Genomic DNA, 13,142 nt, shown 5'->3' with positions numbered 1-13,142 from the left:
CATCGAGAGACTCTGGGTCCCTCGATGTGGCATTCACGGACCACGCGGGGATTACTGGCAGGCTTCGCAGTCGGGGTCGTCGATGCGGCAGGCGGCGCCTTCGGTGGCGACGAAGTCCACATCGGACACTTCCGGCATCTCCTTCGGCTCCGCCTGCACTGCCGGAGTCACCGGCACCGCGGCCTCAGGCGAGGGCGAAGGCGAAGGCGACACCGCCGGAACCGCGGCCGACGGCGACGGCGCGGGAGCCGCGGCCGGAACCGCGGCGGGGGCCGGGGTGGCCGAGACCGCGTTCAGCTTGCCGTCCGTGCCGCGCAGGGTGCTCTTCTCCACGTGCGTCGCGGACTGCGCCCGCAGGTAGTACGTGGTCTTGAGGCCCTTGTGCCACGCGTACCGGTACAGCTCGTCGAGCTTGCGGCCGCTCGGCGCCGCGATGTACAGGTTCAGCGACTGCGCCTGGTCGATCCACTTCTGCCGCCGGGAGGCGGCGTCCACCAGCCACTTCGACTCGATCTCGAACGCCGTGGCGTACAACGCCTTCAGGTCGTCCGGGACGCGGTCGATCTGGCCGAGGCTGCCGTCGAAGTACTTCAGGTCGCTCACCATGACCTCGTCCCACAGCCCGCGCTCCTTGAGCGAGCGGACCAGATGCGGGTTGACCACGGTGAAGTCGCCGGACATGTTCGACTTGACGTACAGGTTCTGGAACAGCGGCTCGATGGACTGCCCGACACCGCAGATGTTGGAGATCGTCGCGGTCGGCGCGATCGCCATCACGTTGGAGTTGCGCATGCCCACGGTCTTGACCCGCTCGCGCAGCGTTCCCCAGTCCAAAGTGGACGAGAGGTCGACGTCGAGCGCGTCGCCCTGGCGGGCGTCGATGAGCAGCCGCATCGAGTCGATCGGCAGGATTCCCTTGCTCCACAAGGAACCTTCGAAGCTCTGGTACTGCCCGCGCTCCTCGGCGAGGTTGGTCGAGGCCGAGATCGCGTAGTAGGAGATGTGCTCCATGCTCTCGTCGGCGAACCGCACCGCGGCTTCGGACGACAACGGAACGCCCAGCTCGAACAGCGCGTCCTGGAAGCCCATCAGGCCGAGGCCGACCGGGCGGTGACGCAGGTTCGAGCGGCGTGCCTCCGGTATCGTGTAGAAGTTGATGTCGATCACGTTGTCCAGCATGCGGACGGCGGTGCGCACGGTCTGCTCGAGCCGCTCGGTGTCCAAACCGGACGGAGTGACGTGCTTGAGCAGGTTGACCGAGCCCAGGTTGCAGACCGCGACCTCGTCGGTGCTGGTGTTCAGCGTGATCTCGGTGCACAGGTTCGACGAGTGCACGACGCCGATGTGCTGCTGGGGCGAGCGCAGGTTGCACGGGTCCTTGAAGGTGATCCACGGGTGCCCGGTCTCGAACAGCATGGTCAGCATGCGCCGCCACAGGTCGACCGCGCGGACCCGGCGGAACACCTTGATCTCGCCGCGGTCGGCGGCGGCCTCGTACTCGCGGTAGCGCTGCGCGAAAGCGTTCCCGTAGAGGTCGTGCAGGTCCGGGGTCTCGTTGGGGGAGAACAGGGTCCACTGCCCGTCGGCCTCGACACGGCGCAGGAACTCGTCCGGCACCCAGTTCGCGGTGTTCATGTCGTGCGTGCGCCGCCGGTCGTCGCCGGTGTTCTTGCGCAGGTCGAGGAACTCCTCGATGTCCACGTGCCAGGTCTCGAGGTACGCGCACGCCGCGCCCTTGCGCTTGCCGCCCTGGTTCACCGCGACCGCGGTGTCGTTGGCGATCTTGAGGAACGGCACGACGCCCTGCGACTGGCCGTTGGTGCCCTTGATGTGCGCGCCGAGGCCGCGGACCGGGGTCCAGTCGTTGCCGAGCCCGCCCGAGTACTTCGCCAGCAGCGCGTTGTTCTTGTACGCCTGGAAGATCGAGTCGAGGTCGTCGTCCACAGTGGTCAGGAAGCAGGACGACAGCTGCGGGCGCGTGGTGCCCGAGTTGAACAGCGTCGGCGTCGAAGCCATGAAGTGGAAGCTCGACAGCAGTTCGTAGAACTCGATCGCGCGGGCCTCGCGGTCGTCCTCGCGGATCGCCAGTCCCATCGCGACGCGCATGAAGAACGCCTGCGGCAGCTCGAAACGAACGCCGTCGTGGTGCTGGAAGTACCGGTCGTACAGCGTCTGCAGTCCGAGGAACCCGAAGTCGAGGTCACGCTCGGGCCGGATGGCCGCGGTGATCTTGTCCAGGTCGAAGGACGTCAGCTCGGCGTCGACCAGCTCCAGCTGGACGGCACGGCGCAGGTAGGCGCGGAAGTACGGCGCGTACTCGGTCGCCATCTCGTCCTGGCTGGCCTGGCGCGGCGCGCCGGCGAGGTAGCTCAGCGCCTCGCCGCGCAGCTTGTCCAGCAGCAGCCGGGCGGACACGTAGGAGTAGTTCGGTTCCTGCTCGACGAGCACGCGGGCGGCCATGATCTGCGCGAGCGCGAGCTCGTCGGCGCTGATGCCGTCGTAGAGATTGCGCTTGGTCTCGGCGAGCACCGGCTCGGCGGAGACGTCGTCCAGTCCGGCGACGGCTTCTCCCACAACGTGGGACACGCGCGCCCAGTCGAGGGGACGCAGCGAACCGTCGGCGCCCTTGACGGTGAGGGCGGCCTCGGCCGGGACCGGCGCGGTCGCTTGACGGGCCTTCGCGCGCTCCTCGCGGTAGAGGACGTACGCGCGGGCGACCTTGTGGTGCCCGCCGCGCATGAGCGCGAGCTCGACGAGGTCCTGGATCTGCTCGATGTGCAGGGCGGGCTCGGGGCCGGCGTGGCGCAGCAGCGAGGTCTCGACCTGCTCGGTCAGCTCGGCGACCACGTGGTGGACGCGCGAGGACGCGGCGGCGTCGTCACCCTCGACGGCGAGGAACGCCTTCGTCAGCGCGACCGAGATCTTGTTGGCGTCGAACTCCGACACATTGCCGTCGCGCCGGATCACCCGGACTCCGGCTGGCTTGTTGTCCGGAGAGGAGGGTGGGCGATGGCTGGTGTCGACTGACATGCATGACTCCCAAAGGGCGCGTCGGATCGGCGCATCGTCCCCCGGACGAAGCGCTGCTGGTCGGGCAAAGCGTTAGCCGGCAAGTACTCTGAGCGGACTCCCCGCCGCTGGGTGCTGTCGGTCCCCAGAGACTACATGTAGGGGTTGGGGGCCGCACGTGCCCCAATGGGTGGCGTGTCGCGCACTCACCCTGGCGGGTTAGGTGATCACTGAGAGCGCCCTGATCACCGGTCTGCGGGTCACTCCGCAGAGATCGTCAGCCGCCGAAGCGCAGGGTGAAACCGGCCAGTTTCGCGCTGGCTACCGGACGGTGCCCGGCGAGGTAGCCGAGCGGCCCCGCGGGGTTGATCTGCCAGTCCGAGGACGCCAGCCGGGCGCCCGCCTTCGACGCGACCGGGCTGCGCTTGAGCCGTTCGTCGAGGGTCTGGACCACCTCGAAGACAGCAGGGACGGAGAAGGGGAGACCGAGGCGCGGCGTGAACGCGGCGGTCGCGATCCAGTCGTCTTCGGTCGCCGCGGACCCGGTGAACGCGTGGCCGCCCGCGAACTCGAACGCGGCGAGATCCTTCGGGATGCCCCACAGCGCGCGCCCGCCTGCCAGCGACGTAGCGCTGTCGACCCAGATGCCGGTGATCGACGCGGCCGGGCGGCGGCCGTGCACGGCCACGGTCGCGAGCAGTTCGTGGTAGCTCAGCTGTCCCGGTGGCCGGTAGTCGATCCACGCGGTGACGACCGTCGCTCGCCCGCGCCAGACGAGGGGACGGGCTCCCTCGGGCAGGGCCGGAATCTCACTGACTGGGACGCGCCAGACGGACAGCCAGGCGTCCCCGGCGAGGTTCCACGGTTCGGGCGGATAGTCACTCATGGAGCCATGGCAGGTAGTCGGGGAGGTCCTTGTCGACGCGCATGGCGAACTCCGGTGGGCGTTTCTGCAGGAACGACACGACTCCCTCGACCGCGTCGGAGCTGTTGCCGAGGCCGCCGATCAGCCGGGAGTCGAGTTCGTGCACGGGGAACGGCGAAGGTGCGCTCGCCATCCGGTAGAGCAGCTGACGGGTGACCGCGACCGACACCGGCGCGGTGGTGGCGATGATCTCGCGCGCGAGCGCGTAGGCCTCGTCGAGCACGGTGTCCGCCGGGTACAGCCGGTGGACGAGCCCGGCCGAGAGCGCTTCCTCCGCACTGACGAGACGGCCGCTGATCATCCAGTCGAGCGCGGTGCCCATGCCGACGAGCCGGGGGAGGAACCACGCGGACGCGCCCTCGGGGTAGATCCCCCGCCGGGTGAACACGAACCCGAACCGGGAATCCTCGGCGGCGAGGCGGAAATCGCACGAAAGCGTGATGGTGATCCCGCCGCCGACGGCCGCTCCCCGCAACGCGGCGATGACCGGTTTGTTCATCGTGAAGATCCGCTTCGAGCACCGGCCGGCGGGCTCCTGCCACGCCGCGTCCGGCCCGGCCGCCGGGTCGAAGTCGAAGCCGCCCTGGGAAAGGTCCGCACCCACGGAGAAATCCTTGCCCGCGCCGGTGAGGACCACGACCCGGACGTCCTCGTCGCGGTCGGCCCGGTCCATCGCGTCGCCGAGCTCGTCGGCCATCCGGATCGTGTAGCCGTTGCGGGCCTCCGGACGGTTCAGCGTCACGGTGGCGATCCGCTCGGAGACCGCATAGGTGATGTCGGCGTAGTCGGCCATATCCCCGACAGTAAGCCAGCTCACCACTACTGGCAAGGTGTCAATAGTGTGTCCGAGGGCTTCTTCGGTGCCGTAGGCGTACTTTCCGCCCGGGGAACTGTCCCAGGTAGCGAAACGTCGGCACAGGTCAGAGGCCTCGCTCCGTCCCAGCCGCAGTCTGGGACGGGCAGGTGTTGCCCGGCGTGCCCGGCGTCGAGCACGCTCGAAACGTCGTGGGATATGCGGCAGCGATCCGGACACGGATCGCCGATCAGGGGAGGCACAAGATGACCCGTCGTTCCACCATCGCCACTGTTCTCGGCGCCGGCGCACTGACCGCCGGGATGCTCACCGGTGCCGCGGGCCCGGCTTCGGCGACGCAGGTGAGTCCCATGGGTGACCACTGTTCGCGTCCGTTCTGCGGCACCCTCACCAACAACACCTCGCACAGCGTCAAGGTCTGCCGCAGCTGGGGAGCAGCCGGCTGGGACGGGGCCTATCAGCCCGCGGACAAGTGCAAGCGGAACGGCTACGGCTACGTGCTTCCCCACACGACATGGGGCGATCCCCAGAACGTCGATATCGACGCCTTCTACATCCCGCCCGGCACGGTCTACACCGGCGGCGACGGTGGCGGCAGCACCGGATGGTCGCACCAGAAGAGCGGCTGGTGGAAATTCAGCGATCTGACGCACATCTACATCAACTTTGAATTCCACTGAGGCGGACTCCGCAGGGCGCGCCGGTCGTCACTCGAAGGAGATTTTGACCGGCCGGGTGGTGATGTCGAGCGTGTCGCTCGCGGTGATCGGGGACTGGGTACCGTCCAGCCGTTCCACGGTGCGGCTGGACGGTTCCGCGGTCATCCGGGCGACACCCTTCGCCGTCCAGCGGATGGCGAACGGTCCGGCCGCGTTTTCGAAACGGCACTGCCACACACCGGCGGGCAGCCTCGCGGGAACGCCTTGCCCGCAGGCACGGATCTTGGCTCCGCGGAGCCAGCGGCGCAGTTGCTCCACGGCGAGCGCGGCGGGAGTGGGCGGGCCACCGTCGGGCTGCAGGACGACGGGGATCTTCGTGCCGCCCCAGTTGTAGAAGAAGACCCGCCGGTAGTGTGCGAACAGGCCTACGAGGTACTGCCGGACGGCGTGGTCGACGGCCTTGTCCGCCGGCAGCGGTTGCTGCAGGGGTACGTCGTAGCTGGTCCCGGTGTTCCAGATCGGCGGATGCACGCCGGCGCGGTGAAAGGCGTGGTCGATGTCGCCCGCCAGCCGCAGCATCGTTTCCGGCGGTTCGGCCGAGCCTGCCTGGTAGAGCTTGACACCCGCGACGTCGCAGTAGTCGTAGCCGCCCAGCGCGGCGAAGCGTTCGAGTGTCCGCTGCGCCGAAGAGTTCTGGAGCATGCCCATGGACGGGCACACCACAGTGGCGCCAGGGTCGGCGGCTTTGATGAGATCGTGGGCGCGGCGGGTCATCGCGAACAACGTTTCGACGCTGCCCGAATAGAAATGCGCGTCGTTGACCATGGCCCACACCTCGTAGCCGCCGATACGCCCGCGATAACGCTGGACCACGGCCTTCACGAACTCGTCCCAGTCATCGAGGACTTGCGGTGCCGAGGTCCGGGAACCGTCTTCGTAGAGTGTGCGCGGCCCGGCGGGGTCGGCCCAGGCCGGAGTGCCGCCGAAAGTGAACAGGCTGGACATCCCGGCGTTGCGAGCACCGTCCACCAGCCGGTCGAGCACGGACCAGTCGAAAACGTGCCTGCTGGGTTCGACGGTGGCCCAGCGGGTGTGGCTGTCCCAGAACCGGACGGAGTCCACCCCGAACGTCGGCATCGCGCCGGTCGAGGAATTCACGGTCACTCCGAACAGACCCGGATCCAGCGGAGTGGGGGTCTGCGCCCACATCGGCTCCGGCGGTTCCGGTAGTTCTGCTTCCACGGCCGCCGGAATCGGTGTCGTACTTCCGCGCACCAGCAGGAAAGTCGAAACCAGCACGGCCGCCAGCACGACGACTGCGATCCGCCGGGCACCGGGCCCAGGCCGGGGCGGTACGCGCTCGCCGCCTCCGATGCCGGGAAGCGCCGCCGGCGCTCGTGGTGGCCCGGCGGATGCCTGCTCACCGAGCGCGTTCGACCAGTATCTGTGTAATCGTGCCTTTGCCGTCCTGTCCGCGCCGCATGCCGTCGCTATCGATTCGAGGGTGGCGAAATCGGACGGAATGATTTCGGCGTTGCAATATCGGTGCGCCGACGACCGGCTCAGATGACAGGCCCGGCCGAGTTCCGCGTAGCTCAGACCCCGGGAACGCTTGAGTTCGCCCAGCAACCGGGCGAGTTCTTCCTTCGCCCCTGGCGGCGCCATAGACCCGCTCCCCTGATCGATGCCCTCGCGCAGTCCGAGAATGCCACACCGGGTCGGCGGGGACCACTCCGATGATCCGGCGCCCGTCCCATATCTTCGCCGTTCGCGCTGGTCAACGCGGTGGGACGGGCTGAGACGTCCCACTCTCGTTCCAGCCGGTGCCGTTCGCGGGCGAAGCGGATCACAGTGGTCCATGACGGCGAAAAGCCGGTTATCGAGGGAGGAACGATGCTGAAGAAGAGCACTATGATCGCGGCGCTCGTCCTGACCGTCATGGGGGGCACGACCGGGACAGCAGGGGCGACATCGGATTCGGTGCCCGCGACGAGCGATGTCCATCGCCCCTTCAAGATCCACGCGCCGCATACCGGTGGTTGGGCCGACGGCAACGTCTGGTGGCACTACGACGCGCGTCAGGGCCGTTCGTTCGTGTCGCTGAACAATCTGAACATCCACGACACCCGGTGCGACGCGCACTCGGTGACACTCTGGACCTCGCCGCCGTTCTCGGTGGCCAACGACCAGGGGTGCAACACGAACATGCACGTCAACAACGTGCAGATCCCCGGCGTCGATCCCAAGACCCAGACGTGGGTCATGGTCAAGCTCGGCCGGGTCAACCGCAATGACGAGGACTGGAGCGCGCCCACGATCGTTCGCCGGTAAACCGGGGCCGAAGAGCGCGGGGCCGATACCGCTGGGGGTGGTATCGGCCCCGCGCTTCGTGGTTTGCCGGTGCCCTCGTCGAAGCCGGTCGAGCCCGGTCACCGGCAAAAACAATCAGGCGTGCTTGATTTTTCCGGCGGCCGGTGCGAGCCTGGGGCGGACGCAAGGAGGCGTGCGATGGCGGACCTGGGCGTGATCCTCGGTGATCTCGCGGCGGAAACACAGACGATCGACGACGTGGTGGCCGGCCTGCCCGCGTCGGACTGGGCGCGGCCGACCCCCGCCCAGGGCTGGACGATCGCGCACCAGATCGCGCATCTGGCCTGGACCGACGAGAAGTCGCTGATCTCGGCGGCGCATCCGGAGGACTGGCAGAACGAAGTCGAAAAACTGCTCCAGATCGGCGAAAACTACGTCGACGCGGGGGCGGCCGAGGGCGCCGGGAAGGCGCCCCGGCAGCTGCTCGAAGACTGGCGGACGGGCCGTACCGCGCTGGCGAACGCGCTGGCCGCCGTGCCCGAGGGACAGAAGCTGCCCTGGTACGGCCCGCCGATGAGCGCGGCCTCGATGGCCACCGCGCGCATGATGGAGACCTGGGCCCACGGCCAGGACATCTTCGACGCGCTCGGCCTGGTCCGCGAACCGACCATGCGGCTGTGGCACATCACCCGGTTCGGGACCCGCACCCGTGACTTCGCCTTCAAGCTTCACTCGCTCGCCCCGCCCGCCGAGGAGTTCCGGGTCGAACTGGCCGCGCCGGACGGCTCGACGTGGGTCTTCGGGCCGGAGGACGCCGAGCAGCGGCTCACCGGCAGCGCGGTGGATTTCTGCCTGCTCATCACGCAGCGGCGGCACCGCGACGACACCGATCTCGTCGCCACCGGGGACGGCGTCGACGAGTGGCTGGGCATCGCGCAGGCGTTCGCCGGACCGCCAGGGGCGGGCCGCAGGCCGGGGCAGTTTTCGTGAGCGCCCAGCCGCTGCGGATCGGGAACGCGTCCGGGTTCTACGGCGACCGGTTCTCCGCCGTGCGCGAGATGCTCACCGGCGGCCCGCTCGACGTGCTGACCGGGGACTACCTCGCCGAGCTGACCATGCTCATCCTCGGCAGGGACCGGCTGAAGGACCCGAACCGCGGCTACGCCAAGACGTTCCTGCGCCAGCTGGAGGAAAACCTGGCGCTGGCCAAGGAAAACGGCGTCAAGATCGTGGCCAACGCGGGTGGTCTCAACCCCTCCGGGCTGGCCGGCGCGCTGCGGGAGCTGGCCGCGAAACTCGGCGTCGACGTCTCGATCGCGCACGTCGAAGGCGATGACCTGATCGCCCGCGCCGACGAACTCGACCTCGGAAAACCCTTGACCGCCAATGCTTATCTCGGTGCCTGGGGCATTGTGGAGTGCCTGAACGCCGGTGCCGACGTCGTCGTGACCGGGCGCGTCACCGACGCCTCGGTGATCGTCGGGCCCGCCGCCGCGCACTTCGGCTGGGCCCGTGACGACTACGACGCGCTCGCGGGCGCGGTCGCCGCCGGGCACGTCATCGAATGCGGGACCCAGGCCACCGGCGGGAACTACGCGTTCTTCACCGAGCACACGATCGGCGTGCCGGGCTTCCCGATCGCCGAGATCGAGGCCGACGGTTCCAGCGTCATCACCAAACATCCCGGCACCGGCGGCGTCGTGAACGCCGGGACGGTCACCGCGCAGCTGCTGTACGAGATCGCCGGCGCCCGCTACGCCGGGCCGGACGTCACCACCCGCTTCGACACGGTCAGCCTCACCGAGGACGGGCCGGACCGGGTGCGGATCAGCGGGGCACGCGGCGAGGCGCCGCCCCCGACGCTCAAGGTGTGTCTCAACAGCCTCGGCGGCTTCCGCAACGAGACCACATTCGTCCTCACCGGACTGGACATCGAGGAAAAAGCCGCGCTGGTCAAGGAACAACTCGAAGGCGCTCTCAAGCAGCGACCCGCCGAGGTCAAGTGGACACTCGCGCGCACCGAGCACCCGGACGCCGACACCGAACAGCGGGCGAGCGCGCTGCTGCACGTCGCGGTCAAGGACGCCGACTCGAAGGTGGCGGGACGGGCCTTCAGCGGCGCCGCGATCGAGCTGGCACTGGCCAGTTACCCCGGGTTCCACGTCACCGCACCGCCTTCGGATGCCTCGCCGTACGGGCTGTACACCGCGTCCTATGTGGACGCCAAGGAAGTCCCGCACGTCGCGGTCCTCCCGGATGGGTCGCGGGTGGACATCGCCCCCGCCGCCGACACGCTCGTACTGTCCGAAGTGGAGGAACCGGAGCTACCGGAGCGGCTACCGGACGGGCCGGTGCGCCGAGTCCCGCTGGGCCGCGTGATCGGCGCGCGCAGCGGCGACAAGGGCGGCAACGCCAACCTCGGTGTCTGGGTACGGTCCGAAGAGGCCTGGCGGTGGTTGGCTCATCGCCTCACCGTGCAGGAGTTCCGCCTGCTGCTGCCCGAAACCGCGGACCTGCCGGTGACCCGGCATCTGCTGCCGAACCTGTGGGCGATCAACTTCGTCGTCGAAGGCATCCTCGGCGAGGGCGTCGCGTCGCAGGCACGGTTCGACCCGCAGGCCAAGGCGTTCGGCGAATGGCTGCGGTCACGGGAGATCGACATTCCGGAGGCGCTGCTGTGACTCTCGATCCTTTCCGGACACCCGAGCGCGACGAGCTGCGCAAGACCGTGCGCACGTTCGCCGAGCGCGAGGTCCTGCCGCACCTCGACGACTGGGAGCGCGACGGCGAACTCCCGCGTGAGCTGCACAAGAAGGCCGGGGACCTCGGCCTGCTCGGCGTCTCCTTCCCGGAGCCGGTGGGCGGTGGTGACGGCAACTATCTCGACTCGGTGGTCGTTGCCGAGGAAATGCACTACGCCGGCGGATCCGGCGGGCTGTTCGCCTCGCTGTTCACCTGCGGTATCGCGGTCCCGCACATCGCCGAGGCCGGGGACCCGGTGCAGATCGAACGCTGGGTCCGGCCGACACTGGCGGGCGAGAAGATCGGCTCGCTCGCGGTGACCGAGCCGGACGGCGGTTCCGACGTCGCGGGCATCCGCACCAGCGCGGTACGGGAGGGCGACGAGTACGTCATCAACGGTGCCAAGACGTTCATCACCTCGGGCTGCCGCGCCGACTTCGTGACCACCGTCGTGCGCACCGGCGGCGAAGGCGCGCACGGGCTTTCGCTCATCGTGGTCGAACGCGGGACACCCGGGTTCACCGTGTCGCGCAAGCTCGACAAGATGGGCTGGCTCTGTTCCGACACCGCCGAACTGTCCTATGTGGACGTACGGGTCCCGGTGGAGAACCGGATCGGCGCGGAGAACAGCGGATTCGCCCAGGTGGCCACCCAGTTCGTCGTCGAACGGCTCTCGCTGGCGGTGCAGGCTTACGCGCACGCGCAGCGGGCGCTCGATCTGACGCTGGACTGGTGCCGGCTGCGGGAGACCTTCGGGCGGCCGCTGATCTCCCGGCAGCTCGTGCAGCACAAGCTCACCGAGATGGCACGGAAGATCGACGTCGCCAGGACCTACACCCGCCAGATCGCCGTCCGCCACGTCTCAGGCGAGGAGGTCATCGCCGAAGCCTGCTTCGCCAAGAACACCGCGGTCGAGGCGGCGGAGCACGTGGTGAACGAGGCCGTCCAACTTCACGGTGGGCTCGGCTACATGCGGGAGTCCGAAGTGGAACGACACTACCGCGACGTCCGCATCCTCGGTATCGGCGGCGGCACCACGGAAATCCTCACCGGCCTCGCCGCGAAGCGATTGGGATACACCTCATGACGACACTGCGGTCCTCAGCGGACATCCGGTCCGGCGAGTTCGCGGCGAACCGCGAATCGATGCTGGAGAAGCTCGCCGAGATCGACGCCGAGCAGGCGAAGGCGGTGGCGGGCGGCGGCGAGAAGTACGTCGAGCGGCACCGCAAACGTGGCAAGCTCCTGGCCCGGGAACGGATCGAGCTGCTGCTCGACGCGGATTCGCCGTTCCTCGAACTGTCGCCGCTCGCGGCGTGGGGCTCGGACTACCGGGTCGGCGCGAGCCTCGTCACCGGCATCGGGGTCGTGGAGGGCGTCGAGTGCATGATCTCGGCGAGCGATCCGACAGTGAAGGGCGGCGCCAGCAACCCATGGACGGCCAAGAAGAGCTACCGCGCCGCGGACATCGCCGCGCAGAACCGCCTGCCGACGATCAACCTCGTCGAATCCGGTGGCGCGGATCTGCCCACGCAGAAGGAGATCTTCATCCCCGGCGGGCGGATCTTCCGCGACATCACGCGGGCCTCGGCCGCGGGCTGCCCGACGATCGCGCTGGTGTTCGGCAACTCCACCGCGGGCGGCGCGTACCTGCCGGGCATGTCCGACTACGTCGTGATGGTCAAGGAACGCGCGAAGGTGTTCCTCGGCGGGCCACCGCTGGTCAAGATGGCCACCGGTGAGGAATCCGACGACGAGTCGCTGGGCGGCGCCGAGATGCACGCCCGGACGTCCGGGCTCGCCGACTACCTTGCCGCCGACGAGGAGGACGCCATCCGCCTCGGCCGGAACATCGTCAAGCGGCTCAACTGGACCAAGCAGGGACCGACGCCGAAGCCGGACTACGCCGAGCCGCTGTACGACACCGAAGACCTGCTCGGCATCGTGCCGCCGGATCTCAAGAGCCCGTTCGACCCGCGCGAGGTGATCGCCCGCGTCGTCGACGGTTCGGACTTCGACGAGTTCAAGCCGCTGTACGGCTCCAGCCTGGTCACCGGCTGGGCGAGCATCCACGGGTACCCGGTCGGCATCCTTGCCAACGCCCAGGGCGTGCTGTTCAGCGAGGAGTCGCAGAAGGCCGCGCAGTTCATCCAGCTGGCCAACCAGATCGACACCCCGCTGGTGTTCCTGCACAACACGACCGGCTACATGGTCGGCAAGGAGTACGAGCAGGGCGGCATCATCAAGCACGGCGCGATGATGATCAACGCGGTGTCGAACTCGAAGGTGCCGCATCTGTCCGTCCTCATGGGAGCGTCCTACGGCGCCGGGCACTACGGGATGTGCGGCAGGGCCTACGATCCGCGGTTCCTCTTCGCGTGGCCGAGCGCGAAGTCCGCGGTGATGGGCGGGGCGCAGCTGGCCGGTGTGCTGTCCATTGTGGCCCGCGCGGCCACCGAGAGCCGGGGCCAGGAGTACAACGAGGAGAACGACAAGGCCATGCGCGCGATGGTCGAGGGACAGATCGAAGCCGAGTCGATGCCGATGTTCCTGTCCGGCATGCTCTACGACGACGGCATCATCGACCCGCGGGACACCCGGACCGTGCTCGGGCTCGGGCTTTCCACCATCCACAATGGACCAGTGAAGGGCGCCGAGGGCTTCGGCGTCTTCCGGATGTAAG

10 protein-coding genes are annotated in these 13,142 nt (G+C 68.6%); 6 read left to right on the top strand and 4 right to left on the bottom strand.

All coding sequences use genetic code 11. The features are described 5' to 3' along the window. Positions 1-51 precede the first annotated feature (51 nt). The 3 genes from ACFW0G_RS16985 to ACFW0G_RS16975 form a co-directional block, all read right to left on the bottom strand. A complete protein-coding gene (locus tag ACFW0G_RS16985; RefSeq protein ID WP_378326213.1) occupies positions 52-3,030 on the bottom strand; it encodes a ribonucleoside-diphosphate reductase subunit alpha in 2,979 nt (992 codons plus the stop codon). Positions 3,031-3,286: 256 nt separating this feature from the next. Continuing rightward, complete coding sequence (locus tag ACFW0G_RS16980) at positions 3,287-3,895, bottom strand: acetoacetate decarboxylase family protein (protein ID WP_378326212.1); 609 nt, start codon at positions 3,893-3,895, stop codon at positions 3,287-3,289. Further along, the gene (locus tag ACFW0G_RS16975; RefSeq protein ID WP_378326211.1) at positions 3,888-4,727 is read right to left on the bottom strand and encodes an enoyl-CoA hydratase-related protein; all 840 of its coding nucleotides are present in this window, start codon (positions 4,725-4,727) and stop codon (positions 3,888-3,890) included. Before ACFW0G_RS16975 ends, ACFW0G_RS16980 begins: the two co-directional genes overlap by 8 nt. Positions 4,728-4,993: 266 nt before the next feature. On the opposite strand from ACFW0G_RS16975, the gene ACFW0G_RS16970 reads away from it, so the two are divergent. After that, positions 4,994-5,428 (top strand): hypothetical protein, encoded by a 435-nt coding sequence (locus ACFW0G_RS16970; protein WP_378326210.1) that lies wholly within the window; start codon positions 4,994-4,996, stop codon positions 5,426-5,428. A gap of 27 nt (positions 5,429-5,455) precedes the next feature. On the opposite strand, the gene ACFW0G_RS16965 is transcribed toward ACFW0G_RS16970, so the two are convergent. Continuing rightward, positions 5,456-7,072: a helix-turn-helix domain-containing protein gene (locus ACFW0G_RS16965; protein ID WP_378326209.1), complete on the bottom strand. Its 1,617-nt coding sequence runs from the start codon at positions 7,070-7,072 to the stop codon at positions 5,456-5,458. 228 nt (positions 7,073-7,300) lie between these two features. Here ACFW0G_RS16965 and ACFW0G_RS16960 point away from each other — a divergent pair, with 228 nt between their 5' ends. The 5 genes from ACFW0G_RS16960 (at position 7,301) to ACFW0G_RS16940 (ending at position 13,141) form a co-directional block, all read left to right on the top strand. Then, entirely contained in the window at positions 7,301-7,738 is a 438-nt protein-coding gene (locus ACFW0G_RS16960) for a hypothetical protein (protein WP_378326208.1), read from the top strand. Between the two features lie 177 nt (positions 7,739-7,915). After that, positions 7,916-8,707 carry a TIGR03084 family metal-binding protein gene (locus tag ACFW0G_RS16955; protein WP_378326207.1) on the top strand — a complete coding sequence of 264 codons (792 nt, stop codon included), beginning with the start codon at positions 7,916-7,918 and terminating at the stop codon, positions 8,705-8,707. Continuing rightward, entirely contained in the window at positions 8,704-10,398 is a 1,695-nt protein-coding gene (locus ACFW0G_RS16950) for an acyclic terpene utilization AtuA family protein (protein ID WP_378326206.1), read from the top strand. The genes ACFW0G_RS16955 and ACFW0G_RS16950 overlap by 4 nt, the downstream gene beginning before the upstream one ends. Then, on the top strand, positions 10,395-11,546 hold the full coding sequence (locus tag ACFW0G_RS16945; protein WP_378326205.1) for an acyl-CoA dehydrogenase family protein: 1,152 nt from the start codon (positions 10,395-10,397) through the stop codon (positions 11,544-11,546). Before ACFW0G_RS16950 ends, ACFW0G_RS16945 begins: the two co-directional genes overlap by 4 nt. Then, a complete protein-coding gene (locus tag ACFW0G_RS16940) occupies positions 11,543-13,141 on the top strand; it encodes an acyl-CoA carboxylase subunit beta (RefSeq protein ID WP_378326204.1) in 1,599 nt (532 codons plus the stop codon). Before ACFW0G_RS16945 ends, ACFW0G_RS16940 begins: the two co-directional genes overlap by 4 nt. Position 13,142 lies beyond the last annotated feature (1 nt).

It is taken from the genome of Amycolatopsis sp. NPDC058986 (assembly GCF_042741125.1).
GTDB lineage: Bacteria > Actinomycetota > Actinomycetes > Mycobacteriales > Pseudonocardiaceae > Amycolatopsis.
The sequence above is the reverse complement of the archived record's forward strand: the minus strand, read 5'-3'. Positions and strand labels throughout refer to the sequence as shown.